Source organism: Streptomyces caeruleatus, from assembly GCF_001514235.1.
GTDB classification, from domain to species: Bacteria; Actinomycetota; Actinomycetes; order Streptomycetales; family Streptomycetaceae; genus Streptomyces; species Streptomyces caeruleatus.
Genome location: NZ_KQ948932.1, coordinates 266,023 through 283,365 on the forward strand (window position 1 = coordinate 266,023; position 17,343 = coordinate 283,365).

At 69.4% G+C, this 17,343-nt stretch carries 13 protein-coding genes and 5 pseudogenes; 11 read left to right on the plus strand and 7 right to left on the minus strand.

Annotated elements, in window-relative coordinates; all coding sequences use genetic code 11:
- Positions 1–126 precede the first annotated feature (126 nt).
- The 4 genes from AQJ67_RS26985 to AQJ67_RS27000 are packed head-to-tail and all read left to right on the plus strand — an operon-like array spanning position 127 to position 3,098.
- The gene (locus AQJ67_RS26985; protein ID WP_062721881.1) at positions 127–663 is read left to right on the plus strand and encodes a phosphatase PAP2 family protein; all 537 of its coding nucleotides are present in this window, start codon (positions 127–129) and stop codon (positions 661–663) included.
- On the plus strand, positions 656–1,648 hold the full coding sequence (locus tag AQJ67_RS26990; RefSeq protein ID WP_208615050.1) for a decaprenyl-phosphate phosphoribosyltransferase: 993 nt from the start codon (positions 656–658) through the stop codon (positions 1,646–1,648). The genes AQJ67_RS26985 and AQJ67_RS26990 overlap by 8 nt, the downstream gene beginning before the upstream one ends.
- The gene (locus tag AQJ67_RS26995) at positions 1,642–2,118 is read left to right on the plus strand and encodes a GtrA family protein (protein ID WP_062721882.1); all 477 of its coding nucleotides are present in this window, start codon (positions 1,642–1,644) and stop codon (positions 2,116–2,118) included. The genes AQJ67_RS26990 and AQJ67_RS26995 overlap by 7 nt, the downstream gene beginning before the upstream one ends.
- Positions 2,106–3,098 (plus strand): YihY/virulence factor BrkB family protein, encoded by a 993-nt coding sequence (locus AQJ67_RS27000; protein ID WP_062721883.1) that lies wholly within the window; start codon positions 2,106–2,108, stop codon positions 3,096–3,098. The genes AQJ67_RS26995 and AQJ67_RS27000 overlap by 13 nt, the downstream gene beginning before the upstream one ends.
- Here the strand turns inward: AQJ67_RS27000 and AQJ67_RS27005 are convergent.
- Positions 3,046–4,332 (minus strand): D-alanyl-D-alanine carboxypeptidase family protein, encoded by a 1,287-nt coding sequence (locus AQJ67_RS27005; protein WP_062721884.1) that lies wholly within the window; start codon positions 4,330–4,332, stop codon positions 3,046–3,048. The two genes, AQJ67_RS27000 and AQJ67_RS27005, sit on opposite strands and share 53 nt — an antisense overlap.
- Before the next feature lie 91 nt (positions 4,333–4,423).
- Between AQJ67_RS27005 and AQJ67_RS50775 the strand changes: the two are divergent.
- From AQJ67_RS50775 to AQJ67_RS49590, 3 genes and pseudogenes are all read left to right on the plus strand, one after another.
- A pseudogene (locus AQJ67_RS50775) lies at positions 4,424–4,510 on the plus strand (SCO4848 family membrane protein); the annotation flags it as partial.
- Positions 4,511–4,655: 145 nt separating this feature from the next.
- A complete protein-coding gene (locus tag AQJ67_RS49585) occupies positions 4,656–5,183 on the plus strand; it encodes a recombinase family protein (RefSeq protein ID WP_244190609.1) in 528 nt (175 codons plus the stop codon).
- Between the two features lie 340 nt (positions 5,184–5,523).
- Complete coding sequence (locus AQJ67_RS49590; RefSeq protein WP_244190610.1) at positions 5,524–6,204, plus strand: hypothetical protein; 681 nt, start codon at positions 5,524–5,526, stop codon at positions 6,202–6,204.
- A gap of 93 nt (positions 6,205–6,297) precedes the next feature.
- On the opposite strand, the gene AQJ67_RS27015 is transcribed toward AQJ67_RS49590, so the two are convergent.
- The 5 genes and pseudogenes from AQJ67_RS27015 to AQJ67_RS49595 all read right to left on the minus strand — a co-directional run.
- Complete coding sequence (locus AQJ67_RS27015; protein WP_244190611.1) at positions 6,298–6,489, minus strand: DUF397 domain-containing protein; 192 nt, start codon at positions 6,487–6,489, stop codon at positions 6,298–6,300.
- Entirely contained in the window at positions 6,486–7,319 is an 834-nt protein-coding gene (locus AQJ67_RS27020; RefSeq protein WP_062721885.1) for a helix-turn-helix domain-containing protein, read from the minus strand. Before AQJ67_RS27020 ends, AQJ67_RS27015 begins: the two co-directional genes overlap by 4 nt.
- 857 nt (positions 7,320–8,176) lie before the next feature.
- The gene (locus AQJ67_RS27025) at positions 8,177–8,419 is read right to left on the minus strand and encodes an SCO4848 family membrane protein (RefSeq protein WP_062721886.1); all 243 of its coding nucleotides are present in this window, start codon (positions 8,417–8,419) and stop codon (positions 8,177–8,179) included.
- A 601-nt stretch (positions 8,420–9,020) separates the two neighbouring features.
- Entirely contained in the window at positions 9,021–11,447 is a 2,427-nt protein-coding gene (locus AQJ67_RS27030) for an ATP-binding SpoIIE family protein phosphatase (protein ID WP_244190612.1), read from the minus strand.
- A 280-nt stretch (positions 11,448–11,727) separates the two neighbouring features.
- A pseudogene (locus tag AQJ67_RS49595) lies at positions 11,728–12,364 on the minus strand (4-alpha-glucanotransferase); the annotation flags it as partial.
- On the opposite strand from AQJ67_RS49595, the pseudogene AQJ67_RS49600 reads away from it, so the two are divergent.
- The 4 genes and pseudogenes from AQJ67_RS49600 to AQJ67_RS27045 form a co-directional block, all read left to right on the plus strand.
- Positions 12,329–12,534 (plus strand): annotated as a pseudogene (locus tag AQJ67_RS49600) (aldo/keto reductase); the annotation flags it as partial. The pseudogenes AQJ67_RS49595 and AQJ67_RS49600 sit on opposite strands and share 36 nt — an antisense overlap.
- Before the next feature lie 190 nt (positions 12,535–12,724).
- Positions 12,725–12,805: pseudogene (locus tag AQJ67_RS50780) on the plus strand (SCO4848 family membrane protein); the annotation flags it as partial.
- A 123-nt stretch (positions 12,806–12,928) separates the two neighbouring features.
- Entirely contained in the window at positions 12,929–14,587 is a 1,659-nt protein-coding gene (locus AQJ67_RS27040) for a metallophosphoesterase (RefSeq protein ID WP_425264183.1), read from the plus strand.
- Between the two features lie 267 nt (positions 14,588–14,854).
- Positions 14,855–16,411, plus strand: a complete 1,557-nt coding sequence (locus AQJ67_RS27045; protein ID WP_062721890.1) for an ABC transporter substrate-binding protein — start codon at positions 14,855–14,857, stop codon at positions 16,409–16,411.
- Here the strand turns inward: AQJ67_RS27045 and AQJ67_RS45650 are convergent.
- Positions 16,398–17,340, minus strand: a pseudogene (locus tag AQJ67_RS45650) (sensor histidine kinase); the annotation flags it as partial. The gene AQJ67_RS27045 and the pseudogene AQJ67_RS45650 sit on opposite strands and share 14 nt — an antisense overlap.
- Positions 17,341–17,343 lie beyond the last annotated feature (3 nt).

Below are 17,343 nucleotides of genomic sequence, written 5' to 3' on the forward strand. Positions count from 1 at the left end.
ACCGTAGCGCCCGTTTGTGAGCGATCAGTTGTGAAACATCCCTGCTCTCCCCGAAATGGGTGATTAATGGGATGTCGCTCAATATTGCCGTAATTCTGGCTGTGTCGACGTGAACAGTGAGTCCACATGGACCACCTCGACGACATCGATCACCGAAGCCTCCGGGGTGCGGACCGCCGAATCCTCTCCGCGTTCCATGCCCGTGGCGCGGACCCACGCGTCGCCGTCCTCGCGCGTGCCCTCTCCCGGGCGGGCGAGCACGGCACGCTGTGGCTGGCGGCGGGGCTCACCGGGGCCGCCGTCGACGCCGGCCGACGCGGCGCCTGGTTGCGCGGGACGGCGCTCACCGCCGGTGCGCACCTCGTCAGCATGGGGGTGAAACGGGTGGTGCGCCGCCCGCGCCCGGCGCACGTCCAGCCCTTGGTCCCCACCCTCGGCCGGCACTCCTTCCCCAGCTCCCACGCGGCCTCCGCGACCGCGGCGGCCGTCGCCTTCGGCGCGCTCGGCGCCCACGCGATCCCCCCGCTCGCGGCCGCGATGTGCGTCTCGCGCCTGGTCGTCGGCGTGCACTACCCCTCCGACGTGGCGGCGGGCGCGGCGCTCGGGGCGCTCACCGCGCGGATCGGGGCGCGCTGGATGAGGAAGGGGGGCGCCCATGGCTGAGACCGCGCCCCTGGCGAGTGCCGCGCGGATCAGGGAAGTGGCGCTGCACGCACAGCGCACGCCCCCGCGACGGCCCGTACCGCCACCTGTCAAAGGCGGCCCCGGCGCGCTGCTGAAAGGTCTCATCAGGACCGCGCGTCCCAAGCAGTGGGTCAAGAACATCCTGGTCATCGCGGCCCCGGCCGCCGCGGGCCGGCTCTTCTCGGTCCACGCCCTGGCCCAACTCGCCCTCGTCTTCGCCCTCTTCACCGCCTGCGCCGCAGCCGTCTACCTGATCAACGACGCCCGTGACGCCGAAGCGGACCGCGCGCACCCCGTCAAACGCCGCCGCCCGGTCGCCGCCGGACAGGTCCCCGTACCGGTCGCGTACGCCGTCGGAGGCGCCCTCGCCGTCCTCGGGCCCGCCGCCGCGGCCCGGCTGACCTCACCCGCCGTCGCGGCCCTGCTCATGGCGTACGTCGGCATGCAACTCGCGTACTGCGTCAGCCTCAAGCACGTCCTCGTCGTCGATCTCGCCGTCGTCACGACCGGGTTCCTGATGCGGGCGATGGTCGGCGGGCTCGCGCTCGGCATCCCGCTGTCGCGCTGGTTCCTGATCACCACCGGGTTCGGGGCGCTGTTCATGGTGTCGGCCAAGCGCTACTCCGAGGCCGTGCAGATGGCCGGGAAAGCGGGCGCCACGCGCGCGTTGCTCACCGAGTACACCACCGGCTACCTGCGCTTCGTCTGGCAGCTGGCGGCCGGCGTCGCCGTCCTCGGGTACTGCCTGTGGGCCCTGGAGGAGGGCGGCGACCCGCACACTGGCGTGCTGCCCTGGCGCCAGCTGTCCATGGTCGCCTTCACCCTCGCGATCCTGCGGTACGCCGTCTTCGCCGACCGCGGCACCGCCGGTGAACCCGAGGACGTCGTCCTGCACGACCGCGCCCTCGCCGTCATCGGCCTGGTGTGGCTGGCCATGTACGGGCTGGCGGTGGCCAATTGGTAGCCACGCGCGCGTGGCGCGGCCCACGGGAAGCCGTCGGCACACGCGCGTGGGGCGACCGACGTGAGCTCCTCGGCTTCGCCGCGGTCGGCCTCCTCGCCTACGCCGTCGACCTCGCCCTGTTCACCTGGCTCCGCGGCCCGGCCGCCCTCGCCCCCCTCACGGCCAAGGCCCTCTCCTTCGTCGCCGGCTGCACGGTCGCCTACGCCGGGAACGCCCTCGGCCCCTACCGCCACACCCGGCCCAGGGGCCTGCGCCCCTACGCCGTCTTCTGCGCGGTCAACGTCGCCGGAGCCGCCGTACAACTGCTCTGCCTCACCGTGAGCCACTACGGCCTCGGCCTCACGTCCCAGCGGGCGGACACCGTCTCCGGCGCCGGAATCGGCATGGCGCTGGCTACCGTGCTGCGGTTTTGGGGCACTCGGACATTGGTCTTCCGCGCGGAGGGCAGAGTCGGATCATGGACTGGCTGAAGAAACTCCCCGTCGTCGGGTCCACGGTGACCCGGCTGATGACCACGCACGCGTGGCGGTCGTACGAGCGCATGGACCGGGTGAAGTGGACACGGCTGGCCGCCGCGATGACGTTCACCAGCTTCGTCGCGCTGTTCCCGCTGCTCACCGTGGCCGCGGCAATCGCAGCGGCGACCCTCGGCAAGGACCAGCAGAACAAGCTGGAGGACAAGCTCACCGACCAGGTGCCCGGCATCTCCGATCAACTCGACATCGGCGCGCTGGTGGAGAACGCCGGCACCGTCGGCCTCATCGCCGGTGCCCTCCTGCTGTTCACCGGCATCGGCTGGGTCGGCTCCATGCGCGAGTGCCTGCGCGCGGTGTGGGAGCTGGACGACGAGGAGGAGAACCCCGTCCTGCGCAAGGCCAAGGACGCGGGCGTCCTGGTCGGTTTCGGCGGCGCCGTACTCGTCACGCTCGCCGCCTCCACCGTCGCCTCCGCCATGGTCGGCTGGATCACCCGGCAGATGGGCATCGACGAGGACGGCTGGGGCGGGATCCTGCTGCGGATCGCCGCCTTCCTGATCGCCGTACTCGCCGACTTCCTGCTCCTGCTGTACGTCCTGACCCTGCTGCCCGGGGTCGAACCGCCGCGCCGCCGGCTGATGGTGGCCGCACTGATCGGCGCGGTCGGGTTCGAACTGCTGAAGCTGCTGCTCAGCGGCTATATGCAGGGCGTCGCCACAAAGAGCATGTACGGCGCGTTCGGCGTCCCGGTCGCCCTGCTGCTGTGGATCAACTTCACCTCGAAGCTGGTCGTGTTCTGCGCCGCCTGGACGGCGACGCAGGGCAAGGAGACCGAACTCGCCGACGCCCCCGAGGAGTCCGGGGAGTCCGGGGACGCGCCCGACGCCCCGGAGGCCGAAGGCCGGCCCGAGGAACCCGGGCTCAGGAACGGCCCCGACGGCGCACCAGGTCGGGCAGCGGCCACCGGCGGTTGATCAGGAACGCGCCGCCCGCGAGCAGCACCAGCAGCCCGCCGGCGATCCCGATCGCGATGCCCATGCCGCTCGAACCGCCGGCGGCCGACGCACCCACCGCCGACTTCGAGGACTTCTCGGCCTCCCCGGCGCCACCGGCCTCCCCGGCGTCGTTCGCACCCGGCTGGGCGCTCGCCTGCGCGGTGCCCCTCGGGGCGACCAGCTCACCCACCGGCTGCACCTTGCCGGCCGCCTGGAAGCCCCAGTCGAAGAGCCGCGCGGTCTCCTTGTAGACCTCGTTGTGCTCGCTCTTCTCCGGGTTCATGACCGTGACGAGCAGCACCTTGCCGTTCCGCTCGGCGACACCCGTGAAGGTGGCGCCGGCGTTGGTGGTGTTGCCGTTCTTGACGCCCGCGATGCCCTGGTAGACGGGCACGTCGCTGTCGCCGGACAGCAGCCGGTTGGTGTTCTGGATCTCGAAGGACTCGCGGACCGACTTGCCCTTCTTGTTCTTCGTCGTGGCGCCCGGGAACTTGGCGGTGACCGTCGAGCAGTACTCGCGGAAGTCCTTCTTCTGCAGCCCGGAACGCGCGATCAACGTCAGGTCGTACGCCGACGACACCTGGCGGGGAGCGTCGTAGCCGTCGGGCGACACCACGTTCGTGTCGAGGGCCTGGAGCTCCTCGGCGTGCTCGTTCATCTCCTTGACCGTGTTGTCGATGCCGTGGTTCATCTTCGACAGCACGTGCACGGCGTCGTTGCCGGAGCGCAGGAACACCCCGAGCCACAGGTCGTGGACGGAGTAGGTCTCGCCCTCCTTTATCCCGACGAGGCTGGAGCCGGACCCGATGTCCGCCAGGTCGGAGGGGACGACCTCGTGCTTCATGGTCTTGGGGAACCTCGGCAGCACCGTGTCGGCGAACAGCATCTTCATGGTGCTCGCGGGCGGCAGCCGCCAGTGCGCGTTGTGCGCGGCGAGCACATCGCCGGACTCGGCGTCGGCGACGACCCAGGAGCGGGCGGTCAGGTCCTTGGGCAGCACGGGGACACCGGCCGCGAGGTTCACCTGGGTGCCGGCCTGTCCCAGCCGCTCGCCGCCCACGGTCGACATGTTCGCCGGGGGCGTGGCCGACGGGCTCGTACTCGGTGACGGCTTGGGGGCCGCGTAGGAGACGGGCGCGGTCAGCGCGAGGGAGGACACGACGGCGGAAGTGACCAGCAGGGCGCGCCTGGCGGTCTTCTTGGGTGCGGGCACGACGGAGAACGTACATGCCCCACCCATGGAAGTCCCGCTTCTGCCCCCACCCCGCTCGGAGGGCCGGACCCGGGACGGTGACACCGAGCGCATGAAGCTCAGCCGCCCCGTCTCCCGGTTCCTGCTCGCCTTCGGGGTGTGGAGCTGGGTCATCTGGGTCACCTTCCATGAGGAACTAACGACTAGGAGTTGATCACTACAAAACAGCAGGTGAGGCGCTATGGCAGGCATCGCCACGCTCCCCGGTAACGAGCACTTGGACAGGTTGGCGGGTGGTGCACAGGTTCAAAGACGTCGGAAGGTCCGGTTGGGATCCAAAGGCCGTGCGTCCCGGCTTCGAAGAGCTCATGAAGGCAGTCCGCGCCGGTGAGGTCGACGTGGTGGTCGTCAACGAGCTGTCGCGTCTGACGCGCAAGGGCGCGCACGATGCCCTGGAGATCGACAAGGAGTTCAAGAAGTACGGCGTGCGGTTCGTGTCCGTGCTTGAACCCTTTCTGGACACGTCCAACCCGATCGGCGTCGCGATCTTCGCGTTGATCGCCGCTCTCGCCAAGCAGGACAGCGATATCAAGGCGGAGCGACTGCGGGGCGCGAAGGAAGAAATCAAGGCTGTCGGTGGTCGGCATTCCAGCTCGGCCCCGTACGGAATGCGGGCTGTCCGTGAGCGAATTGGAAATCTCGTTGTGTCGGTGCTTGAGCCGGACGAGGAAAACCCGGATCACGTTGCAACCGTAGAGCGCATGATTGAGATGAGCTGGGAAGGGATTTCGGACAACAAGGTTGCAGCCACGCTTGAGGGGGAGGGGGTTCCGGGTTCCCGCCCCCGGGACTGCGGAACCTCACGCCACTGAGAAGCGTCTCGCGTCCATCAAGAAGCGTCGCGTATCCGGTGAGCAAAGCCCGATTCAGTGGCGTGCTCAGACCGTTCGATGGATTCTCAACCATCCGGCGATCGGGGGATTCGCCAGCGAGCGAGTCAAGCGAGGGAAGGCGTACGTCAACGTCATTGCGCACGATGAGGTCGGCTCGCCGCTGACTCCTCATAGGGGCGTCACTGAGGGGGCCAAGTGGCTTGAGTTGCAGGACCGTCGGAACAAGCGCAACAAGACGAACAGGCAGCCGGGCGGCACGGCTGAAGCTCGCCTCTTGAGCGGGTGGCGTTTCATGCGTTGCGACATCTGCGCTGGATCCATGGGGCAGACGAAGAACAACGGTGGGCAGGACTATTACAGTTGCGCCAACCCCAAGGGGCATGGCGGGCTTACGGTGAAGCGTGAGTGCGCCGACGATTACGTTGTGCGGCGGGTGTGGGCCCGACTCGTGAATGCCGATATGAACAACGAGGAAGACCAGGAATGGGTGGCTGCCGCCGCTCTCCGGTTCGCGCAGCAAACCGACTCGGCGGGGGTAGAAGAAGAACGGCGCGAGACTGCCGCTCACCTTGAGCACGTGAAGCAGTCCATCGCGGAGCTTCAGGCGGATCGTAAGGCCGGGTTGTACCGGGGTCGTGATGAGCTGGCCACCTGGCGCGCGACAATGCGGCAGTACAGGGCGTACGAGAATCAATGCGTAGCCCGTCTTGCGGAGTTGGATGAGAAGACTGCCAGCGCGGTTCATATTCCAGCCGAGTGGTTCATGCCGGGGGAGGATCCGTTGGGGCAGGAATCGCTGTGGGCATCGTGGGATGTGTATGAGCGACGCGCTTTCCTTGAGTTGTTCCTCACTGGTGTATCGGTTGGTCCGGGGCGAGATCCGGAAAGCCGGAAGTACATTGCGATCGAGGATCGCGTGATGTTGGACTGGCGGCCACTTCCGAGCAAACAGGACAGCGAGGAGGAGGACGAGCAGGAGGAAGCACTCCTGACGCTGTAGCGCGCATGCGGCCCGTGCCGCTGTGGCTGCAAGCGGAAGCCCCCTTGCCCCGACCTGAACCGGGGCAAGGGGGCTTTGCTGCGCCTTGCGGATCTACTTCACGGAGTTGACGAACGAAGCCCAAGCCGAGGGGCTGACGACCAGGGCCGCGCCTTCCTTGTTCTTCGAGTCCCGGACAGGCACGGCCGACAGTCCGTCAACGACCTCGACGCAGGCTCCGCCGTTGTCGGAGCTGTAGGTGCTCTTGCGCCATGCCGCCTCGGGCAGACTGTTTGCGCGGATCACGTTGTTTCCTTCATGACGTCGGCGATCAGGTCGATCGACGCTTGCACGGACAGGGCGTCGCCCATGAGCAGATCATAGGCCCGTTCGGCTGCCTTGAAATCGGCTGGATCCGCCAAAAGCTGGCCCCGAGGGAAGCCGTCCACGTGGACAACAGGCAGGGCCGGAGCGCCCTTGACGCCTGCCTCGAAGGTGAGCGTGTGGAAGGCACCGGCCGCAGCTGCGCGGGCGCCGCTGCTGAATGGCACGACCTGGATCACGATCGACGGCCGTTCCGACAGATTCAGCAGGTGCCTTAGCTGTTCCCGCATCACCCGACCGTCACCGACCTTCCGTCGCAACACGGCTTCGTCCATGAGCGCCCACAGTTCCGGAGGGGTGCCTCGTTCGAGGATGGCCTGTCGTTCCATGCGTGCGTCTAGCAGGGTGTCGATGCCGTTGGCCCGGCCCACGGCCAGGGTTGCCCTGGCGTAGTCCCTGGTCTGTAGCAGTCCAGGAACGACTGTCGGCTCAAGAGTACGGATGACGGCGGCCTGCTTCTCCAGCTCGACGAACGGCCGGAACCAGCTCGGATACGCGTAGAGGATGACGAGCGGCCACAGCCGACTCAAGTGCTCGTCGGCGTCCAGGAACTTGTCGGCGCCCTTGGCGAAGTCCTTCGACGGCACCCGGACGGCGTTCTCGATCTTGTTGACCAGGGTTCTCGTGCAGTGAGTGGCTTTGGCCAACGCTTCTTGAGGGACGCCCTTCTTGGCGCGTAGCCGCTGCACCTCGGACCCGAAGAACGTCAGCATCGAGTCCTTGTCGTTCAGGTCCTGCTCCTCGACCGCCATCCTCAACCCTCCACGTGACAGGGCCTGTTGTCACGGTGACCAGCGCGTCTGAGGACTGTGGGTCTCGTCGGTCGTGTTGCTCGCCTTCCCGGTGACTGACAGGACAGACGGCTAGTCACACTCGCGACGATCACGCCGGTGTTTCTCTGCTTGGTCGGGGTCGGGCTGGGGTGTCGGGCGGTTGGCCGTCCGGACGGGGCCGGCCGAAGGCCGCATGCCCGGCCGAGGCGGCCAAGGCCGCCCGGCGCGCCGCAGGCGCGCCCTTGAAACAAGTAAAGAGAAGTCACTCCGATCAGGATCGGCGCCGGGTGCTGCGCTGGGCGGCTGCCTTCGTCGGCGTCACGGGAAAGGTGAGCTGACAGGTAGCGGCGGGGGCCTTCAGCTCCTCACACAACAGCGGGCGCTCCTGGTCCGCATCGGCGGTCACGCGATAGGTGACCAGCAGGGGGCTTGCGTCGCTGAGCCCGAGGGCTGTGCGCTCGTCCGGGTAGGGGGTGCGGGCGGTGACATGCTCGGTGAACGCAAGGGTGAGTCCGGCTTCGGCCAGCTGCCGGTAGCTCTTGGGATTTCATGGAGTCCGTCGACGCGGTCAAGACTGCTATTTCCGTTGAAAATGCAGAAACCTGCTGTGAGCTTTCGCTGGAGCCGGTCGAGTTCAAGATGCGCGATGGCCTGGTTGTGGCTGGCGTTGCGCCTTCCATCGGAGCAGTGGCAGCTGACCTGGCCACTCCCGCTGAGTGTCGCCCTTCTTCGGCGGGGGCGGCACGCGGCAGATAGTAGGAATGCGCCGGCCGACTTCGGCTAGATCGGTACCCAGCCCCGTCCGGGCTCCCTCCGGGCGGGGTGTCTTTGTGCCCCTACTTGTCAGAGCGGCGGGACGCTCGAACACCCCGGAAGCCAATGACTCCGATGGCGGTGCCCAGAAGGAAGGACACGACGGCAAGGGTGAGGTGCACCCACAGGTAAGCCGTAGGCTCGCCGTCATCGAAGGCAAGTCCGCTGGCATCCTTGAACAGGTTGTTGACGAAAGTTGCCCAGATCACCCACGACCAGATGCCGAACGCGGCGAGGAACCAGGAGACAGGGCGGGTGAGCTTCATGGAACGTCCTTCGGGCGGGGTGGCTCGTGCCCTGTCAGTATCTGACCTGCGTCAGCTCGGTCCGCGGCCGGGGGGGACTGGGTACTTGCTCCTGGCCGTCGTCTCGTTCCTGCTGGGAACCGGGAACCGGGAACCGCCATCGGCATCATCGGCTTCCGAAGCATTCGCGCATCCCGCCGCGCCGAGACCTAGGAGCATGGGTAGTAGAGCACTCTCTGGATCCCTGAATCCATCGCCCTACGCCTGGCTCTCTACACGATTGGGCCTTCCATTAGCGGCATCCTCACAGCCTGCAATGAATTCTCGAGGCCTATCTTCAATACCCTTCGCGCTTCCCCGCTGAGAGGGGTCGAGGTCTTCGGGCTTCACCAATGGAAGCTGTCGAAGGCAATCAGGGCTTTCACCTGGCAGGCTGCGATTATCTCCTCTACGGGATCTTCGGAAGTTTATGGCTCCGGACGCGTGTCCATCGGTGCAAGGATCGCCGATGACGGCAGATGAAACAGGCCCTGAAACCTGTCGTCGGCGAGGGCCGGGGGGCCGGGGGGAAAAGCGCGCGGTGACCGCGTCGAGCAGCGCCGCGGCCGGCTGCCCGACGGGATCACGGAAGGAGGGTCTGTTCCGCCCAGATGGTTTTGCCCTCGGCGGTTTGGCGGGTGCCCCAAGCCGCTGTGAGCTGGGCGACCAGAAGCAGGCCACGGCCGCCTTCGTCGAAGGTGCGGGCGCGGCGCATGTGGGGGGCGGTGCCGCTGGCGTCGGAGACCTCGCAGATGAGGTTTCGGTCGTGGATCAGACGCAGCTGTATGGGTGGTTCGGCGTATCGGATGGCGTTGGTGACGAGTTCGCTGACGACCAGTTCCGTGACGAAGCCGGCGTCGTCGAGTCCCCAGGCCGCGAGTTGGGCGGTGGCGTCCTTTCGGGCCTGGGCGACGGCGACGGGTTCCGCGGGTAGGTCCCAGGTGGCGACGCGGTCGGAGTCCAACGCCTTGGTGCGGGCGATGAGCAGGGCGACGTCGTCGGAGGGGCGGCCGCGCAGCATGGTGGCCAGAACCGCGTCGCACAGGTTGTCCAGAGGGGCAGAGGGTTGGGTGAGGGCCTGGCAGAACAGGGACAGGCCAACGTCGATGTCCCGCTCGCGGGCTTCGATCAGACCGTCGGTGTAGAGAGCGAGGAGGCTGCCCTCGGGCAGTTCGATGTCGACCGCCTCGAAGGGGAGTCCGCCCAGTCCGAGTGGGGGCCCAACAGGCACGTCGAGCAGCTTCGCCCTGCCGTCGGGGGTGACCAGGACGGGTGCCGGGTGCCCGGCGAGGGCGATCGTGCAGTGACGGGAGACCGGATCGTATACGGCATACAGGCAGGTCGCGCCGACGTCTCCCGGTGTCCCCGCCCCGATGCCCCGCTGCGGGGAGTCCTTCGCTTCGGTGGACAGGCGGGCGACGAGGTCGTCCAGGTGGGTGAGCAGTTCATCGGGGGGCAGGTCGATGTCGGCGAGGGTGAGCACAGCGGTGCGCAGCTGCCCCATGGTGGCTGAGGCGTGGATGCCGTGGCCGACGACATCGCCGACGACGAGCGCGACCCTGGCGCCGGAGAGCGGGATGACATCGAACCAGTCCCCGCCCACGCCGGCTCGGGCGCCGGCCGGCAGGTAGCGGGACGCGACCTCCACCGCGGCCTGCGCCGGCAGTGCCTGGGGCAGCAGGCGGCGCTGCAGGGTCACCGCGGTGGCGCGTTCGCGGGTGAAGCGCCGGGCGTTGTCGATACAGACCGCCGCTCTGGCGGCCAACTCCTCGGCCAGCACCAGGTCGTCCGCACGGAACACCTCGGGATGCTGGTGGCGGACGAAGACGACGACGCCCAGGGTGGCGCCACGCGCGGTCAGGGGCACGGTGATCACCGAGTGCATACCGAAATCACGGATCGCGGAGGCCCGGCCCCGATCGCGGGCCGTCCACTCGGTGATCGCGGGGTCGGTCGCGAGGTGCAGTCGGGCCTGTCCCGACCTGAGGCTCTCCGCCGGTGGGGAGCCTTCCGGATACGTGTCCACCTGGCCCGGAGCGACGACCGCCTCGGGGATTCCCGGGTTGACCGATCCGTTGGCAACACGCCGCAACGAGACGGGGCCACGCGGGATGACCGGGGGCGGCTCCTGGGCGTCATCGAGAGAGGGGAGCAGATCGACGCTGACGAAGTCGGCGAATTCCGGGACGACCACATCCGTCAGCTCTTGAGCCGTCCGCGTCACGTCGAGGGTGCTGCCGATCCGCGTACTGGCGTCCGCGAGCAGCATCAGTCGCTTGCGGGCCCAGTACTGCTCGGTCGTGTCCTGAATGGCGAGACCTACACCCAGAACACGACCGTCTTCGTCCTTCAGCGGAGTGACGACGACCGACCAGGCATGCTCACGGGGCTCACCGAGGACGCTCGAGTAGAGCGCAAGGACCTGCGGCTCACCGCTCTGCAGCGCCAGCCGCATGGACTGCTCCACCCGTTTCATCCCTGGGTGGTCCACGAACTCAGAAGGCAACAGCCCGCGCGCGTAGTCATCGCCGAGGGCCAGATCGCGCCTTCCGACCTCGTTGTACCGGCGCAGGCGCAGCCTGGTGTCGTATACCCCCAGGGACGAGCCCGCGGCCTGCTCGTGGTGCCGGCTCACGAGAACGTCGTCATCGGGACGGGGGTCCTGCCCCGTCAGTGCGGAGACCAGGAACCATTCGAGCCGCCCCCCGTCCGACGCCCTTCTGTGGGCCAGGATCCTGGCTTCCACGCGGTGACCGTCGCGGTGCCGCAGGGCAATCCGCCCGTTCCACCTGGGCATCTGCGTGAGGGACCGCAGCTCCCGCTCGTCGATCTCCTCGGCCAGCAGACCAGCCGCCGCTTGCCCCACGGCCTGTGAGGACGGGTACCCGAGCAATTCCTCGGCCCCCGCATTCCACGCTGTCACCACGCCGTGCTCGTCGATGGTGGCATTCGCACTCAGCGCCTCGTCGAGAACGCCCTCGGATCCCCCTGGCAGCTGGTCGGCGGCCATGTATCCCTCCATGGTTGTTCATCTCGCTCCTGAGGAGATCTCCGCAGCTCCTCAGCAGGCGCCAAGACTCATACACGGATAGACGAGAGCATTTCTGTATTATCCCGTCTTTTTGGGTCAGGCATAGCGGATGCTGCCTGGAGTGCGCCGTGCGCCAGTCACGACACCACCGGTGTCCTGGAAGGTGCCTGCGCACCGCGCCGGACGGCGGAGTCGCCCTCGGTCACCAGGAAGCGGCTGGACGGGTGAGCAGTCCGAAGGCGGGACGGCCTGAGGTGTCTCACAGGGCACTACACCTAGGAGCTCTGGGTGCCTCCTTCCATACGTCGATCAGGCCGTGCAGGCGCGACGAGGGCGCGAGTCCCTCCAGGGTCACGGGCTGGCCCGCGCCGTCTGCGATCGGCAGGCGCCAGTTCGGGTACTGGTCCCAGGTGCCGGGGAGGTTCTGCGGGCGGCGGTCGCCGCCGCCGTCCGGGAGCAGACGCCGATCATGCGAGCGGGGGTGCGCCGCAGGAAGCGGTGGACGACCTGTACCTCCGCCTCCTACGAGGGTGCGGTCGCCTCCCCCGGCCGAGCCCGCGAGCAGCCCGAGCCGTGGGGAGGCAGGTCCAGCCACTCCACCGTGTCGGCGGCGGCCTCGGCCCGTTCCTCCTCCAGGGGGCGGGCCGGCGGGCCGAGCCGGTCGCGGAGTTCGACGCGTTCACCGGTCGGGCGGGCCGCGGTGGACGGCAGGTCGTGGTGGTGGCGGTGGCGAGGCAGTCGGCGCGCCAGCGGTCGGGGCAGGGGGCGTGCGTCGCCGTCCCAGTCCCGTTCGAACCACAGGACGGATGTGCCAGCACCCCGCGCTTGCGCGGCGCCTCGCGCACGCCCGGTTCCATGGTGCCCAGGCCAACGAGGTCGCGGCCCGCCGCGGCGGCACCATCGGCCTGGTCAGCGAGAGATCAAAGGCGGCCGGCGCAGCGAGGGGCGGGCCGCGGGCGCCATGTCCGGCCCCGAGGTGCACGCGAAGATCCAGGCCTACGAGGACCTGCTCGCCAAGCACGGCCTGAAGCCCGGCGAGGCCGCCCTGGCCTGGCTGCCCACCCGCTGCCTGTTCGTCTTGTTGCGCTTGTTCCGGCGCTCCTGCAACTCAAGCCACTTGGCCCCGTCAGTGACACCCCTATGAGGCGTCAGCGGCGAGCCGGCCTCATCGCGCGCGATGACGTTGACGTACGCCTTCCCTCGCTTGACTCGCTCCCTGGCGAATCCCCCGATCGCGGTGCGGGCCGCGGGCGCCCGCCGTCGTCTCCTTCGTATTGGGGACGGTCGTCGGGGTCATCGGGTTGCGTGGAGTGCGCGCACTGCGCCGGACGTCATAGGAACTCGGCCAGGACCTGGGACGTTCACTCGGCACGCAAGGGAAAGGGAACGTCGGCGTGGTCATCGTCTTCGCGCTTGTCGCACTGCTCGTGGTCTCCGTCCTGGTGGCGGGCAACTGGTGGATGTGGCGCCGCCTGTTCCGCGACACGACCCGCGGCCCCGGGTTCGTGCGCCGCGCGGGCGTGGTGGTGATCGCCGGCGGCTGGGCCCTGACGGTCGGTGCCCTCGTCGCCGAGCGCTCGGGCGCGCCCTTCTGGCTCCAGCAGGTTCTGGCCTGGCCGGGCTTCCTGTGGCTGGCCCTGTCGATGTACCTCATGCTGGGCGTGCTCGCGGGTGAGGTCGTACGGCCGCTGCTGCGGCGGTGGCTCGAGCGGCGGGCGCGTGCGGGGGAGACCGCGCCGGACCCGGCACCGGCGGACGGCACGCCATCCACGCCCCTTCCGGCGTCGGCCTCAGCGGCCGGCCCGATCTCGTCGCCCGCCACCGGCTCGACAGCGGTTTCCGCGCCTGCCACGGGCTCGACAGCGGTTTCCGCGACCGGCACCGGCTCTACGTCGGCCTCCGCGCCCGCGACCGCGACCGCCACCGGCTCTACGTCGGCCTCCGCGCCCGCGCCCGCGCCCGCGACCGCCACCGGCTCTACGTCGGCCTCCGCGCCCGCGACCGCCACCGCCACCGGCTCCACGTCGGCCTCCGCGACCGCCACCGGCTCCACGTCGGCCTCCGCGACCGCCTCGACAGCGGCCTCCGCGACCGCGACCGGCACAGCGCCGACATCCCCGACCGGCTCGGCCTCGGCCCTCACCGCCGACCCGCCCCCGGCCCCCGGGACCGACCCGTCCCCGGCCCCCGGGACCGCCCCGTCCCCGGCCCCCACAACCGACCCGTCCCCGGCATCCCCGCCCGACCCCACCCCGGCATCCGGCCCCGCCGACCCGCCCCGCCCCCTGGCCACCCCCACCCGTCGCCTCTTCGTCTCCCGGTTCGTCGCCGGGGCTGCCGCCGCGGCAGCCGTGGGCACCGTCGGCTACGGCACCTACGGCGTCGTCAGAGGCCCCAAGGTCAAGCGGGTCACCGTCCCGCTGGCCAAGCTCCCGCGCGCGGCGCACGGTTACCGGATCGCGGTCGTCAGCGACATCCACCTGGGCCCGGTCCTGGGCCGCGGCTTCGCGCAGAAGGTCGTCGACACCATCAACGGCACCCAGCCCGACCTGATCGCGGTCGTCGGCGACCTGGTGGACGGCAGCGTGAAGGACCTCGGCCCGGCGGCGGCCCCGCTCGCCCAGCTCCGGGCGAGACACGGCGCGTTCTTCGTCACCGGCAACCACGAGTACTTCTCCGGCGCCGAGCAGTGGGTCGACGAGGTACGCCGCCTGGGCCTGCGCCCGTTGGAGAACGCCCGGACCGAACTGGCCCACTTCGACCTGGCCGGTGTCAACGACATCGCGGGCGAAAGCGAGGGCCAGGGCCCCGACTTCGCCAAGGCCCTCGGCGACCGGGACAAGGCACGCGTGTGTGTGCTCCTCGCCCACCAGCCGGTGCAGATCCATGACGCCGTCGACCACGGCGTCGACCTCCAGCTCTCCGGCCACACCCACGGCGGCCAGCTCTGGCCGGGCAACCTCGTCGCGGGCATGGCCAACCCGACCCTGGCCGGACTGGACCGCTACGGCGACACCCAGCTGTACGTCAGCCGGGGCGCCGGCGCCTGGGGCCCGCCCACGCGCGTGGGCGCCCCGTCGGACATCACGGTCATCGAGCTGGCGTCCCGTCAGGCCTGACCGGCCTCACCCGCTCGACGGCCTCACCCGCTCGACGGCCCCACCGGCCCCGCCGGCCCCGCCGGCCCGACCGTTCCGTGACTGTGAACGGCCTGTGAAACCTGCCGGAAACGCCCGTAGGTAAGTTCTTTCCCATGTCGCCAGAAAGCCCTTCCCCCTGGTGAAACGGGTGTGATTAGGTGTGCCCGCCACTTAGGGGAGTGGCGGATATTCACCTATTCACTGCTCATGTGGGGGCCCGTGAAGGGCCGGGGAGAGGGCACACCCATGCGTTCGATTCGCATGCGGATTCTCGCGACGCTGCTCGTGCTGGCGGCCGTGGGCGTGGGCGGCTGGCAGTTGCTGCCGTCGCAGCAGGACGAGAACAGGACCATCACGGTCGGCACCACGGACGCCGTCACGTCGCTCGATCCGGCCGGCGCCTATGACGCCGGCTCCTGGGCGCTGTTCAACAACGTCTACCAGTCACTGCTGACCTTCGAGCCAGGTGGCGTCGCACCCGAGCCGGACGCGGCGCAGAGCTGCGGTTTCGACGGCACCGACCTGAAGACGTACCGCTGTGAGCTGCGCGAGGACCTCACCTTCCCGAGCGGGCGGGCCATGACCGCGCAGGACGTCAAGTACTCCTTCGACCGCGTCAAGCGGATCAAGTCGGACGTCGGCCCGTCCTCCCTGCTGAGCACCCTCGCCTCGATGAGCGCGAGCGGCCGCACGGTCACCTTCCGGCTGTCGTCGCCCGACGCCACGTTCCCGCTCAAGGTGGCCACCGGGGCGGGCGCCATCGTGGACCGCGAGAAGTATCCGGCCGACGCGCTGCGTACCGACAACGCTGTCGACGGCACCGGCCCGTACACCCTGACCGCGTACACGAAGGAGAAGGAGGCCGTCCTCGCCCCGAACACGCGGTACAAGGGCGCCCTCAAAGGCACCGGCCGCCCCGTCGAACTGCGCTACTTCGCCGACGGGGACGCCCTCGACAGCGCCTGGAAGGCGAAGCGGATCGACGTCGCCACGCGCACGCTGCCGCCCGAGGTACTCGCCGGACTGAACGCCGCCGACCCGGGCCAGCGCGTCTCCGAGGCCGACAGCTCCGAGATCCGCAACCTCTACTTCAACACCCGCAAGGGTTCGCCGCTGCACGACGTCCGGGTCCGGCAGGCCTTGGCCTGGCTGATCGACCGCGAACGGCTGGCGGCCACGGTGTACAAGGGGACCGTGGACCCGCTGTTCTCGCTGATCCCGACGGGCATCACCGGTCACACCACGTCGTTCTTCGACACCTACCCCAAGCTGAACCCCGCCAAGGCGCGCGTCCTGCTCAGCGAGGCGGGCGTGAGCCTGCCCGTCCGCTTCACCTACGGCTATGGCGCCGGCCGCGGCGCCGGAGCCGAGGAGGCCGCGGAGATCAAGCGGCAACTGGAGGCGACCGGCCTGTTCAAGGTGACGGTCAAGGGCTACGAGTGGACCGACTTCCAGAAGCGCTGGGCGAGCGGCAAGCTCGACGCGTACGCCGTCGGCTGGGTCGCCGACTTCCCCGACCCGGACACCTACGGCGGCCCGCTCGTCGGCACCGACGGCACCATGAACACCGGGTACAGCGACAAGACCGTGGACCGGCTGATCACGGACAGCCAGCAGTACGCCGACCGCAGTGAGGCCACGAAGGACTTCCGTCTGCTTCAGGAGGCCGTCGCCCGCGACGTCCCGGCCGTCCCGCTGTGGCAGGCCAAGGAGTACGTGGTCGCCAGCGAGGAGGTCGGCGGCGGACAGTACCTCTCGGACGGCACCGGGGTCTTCCGGCTCTGGCGCCTCACCTGGATCTGACGTCGGTCGGCAGGGTCACCCGTCACCCTCAGACCCTCACCCGGCGCAGAGTCCACCGCCACCTCCCCGCCATGGGCCTCCACCACCCCCTGCACGATCGCCATGCCCAGCCCGCTGCCCGCGCCCCCCGCCGGCCCGGAAGAACCGGTCGAAGACGCGCGCCGCGTCCTCCTCGCACAGCCCCGGACCCTCGTCCTCGACACACCGCCGGACGACACCGTCCGCCCGCTCCACGCCCAGCCGCACCGGCACGTCGGCGGGCGTGTGCGTGCGGACGTTGCTGAGCAGATTGCCCAGCACCTGACGCAGCCCCGACTCGTCGCGTGCACGAGCAGCGCGCCGTCGGCGCCGACCGTGATCGGCCGCTCGGGCTGCTGGACCCGCAGATCCTCGGCCGCCTCGCGCACCAGACGGCTCAGGTCGACGTCGCGGAACCGCACTTCGGGCCGCTGGTCGAGCCGGGCGAGGGTGAGCAGCTCGTCGACGAGGCGTCCCATGCGGTCCACCTCGCCGTTCATCCGGTCCCAGGCGCGCTTGCGCTCGGCGGGTTCCGTCAGCATCCCCTTGTCGTACAGCTGGAGGTACCCGCGTATCGCGGACAGCGGTGTGCGCAGCTCGTGCGAGGCGTCACCGACGTAGCGGCGCAGCTGGGCGGTGCTGCGCTCGCGCGTGCGGTACGCCGATTCCACCTGGTGGAGCATGGAGTTGAGGGCGACCCGGAGCTGTTCGACCTCCAGGGTCGGGTCGCGGCTGGAGGGGACGCGCCGGGTCAGATCGCCCTCGGCGATGGCCGACGAGGTCTCCACCATGTCCTCCAGCGGCCGCATCCGGCGGCGCACGCTGAACATCGTCAGACAGCCGAGCAGCGCCAGCAGCAGCGTCCCGACGGCCAGGTCCATCCGCAGCGCCTTGCCCATGCCCTCGTGCAGGCC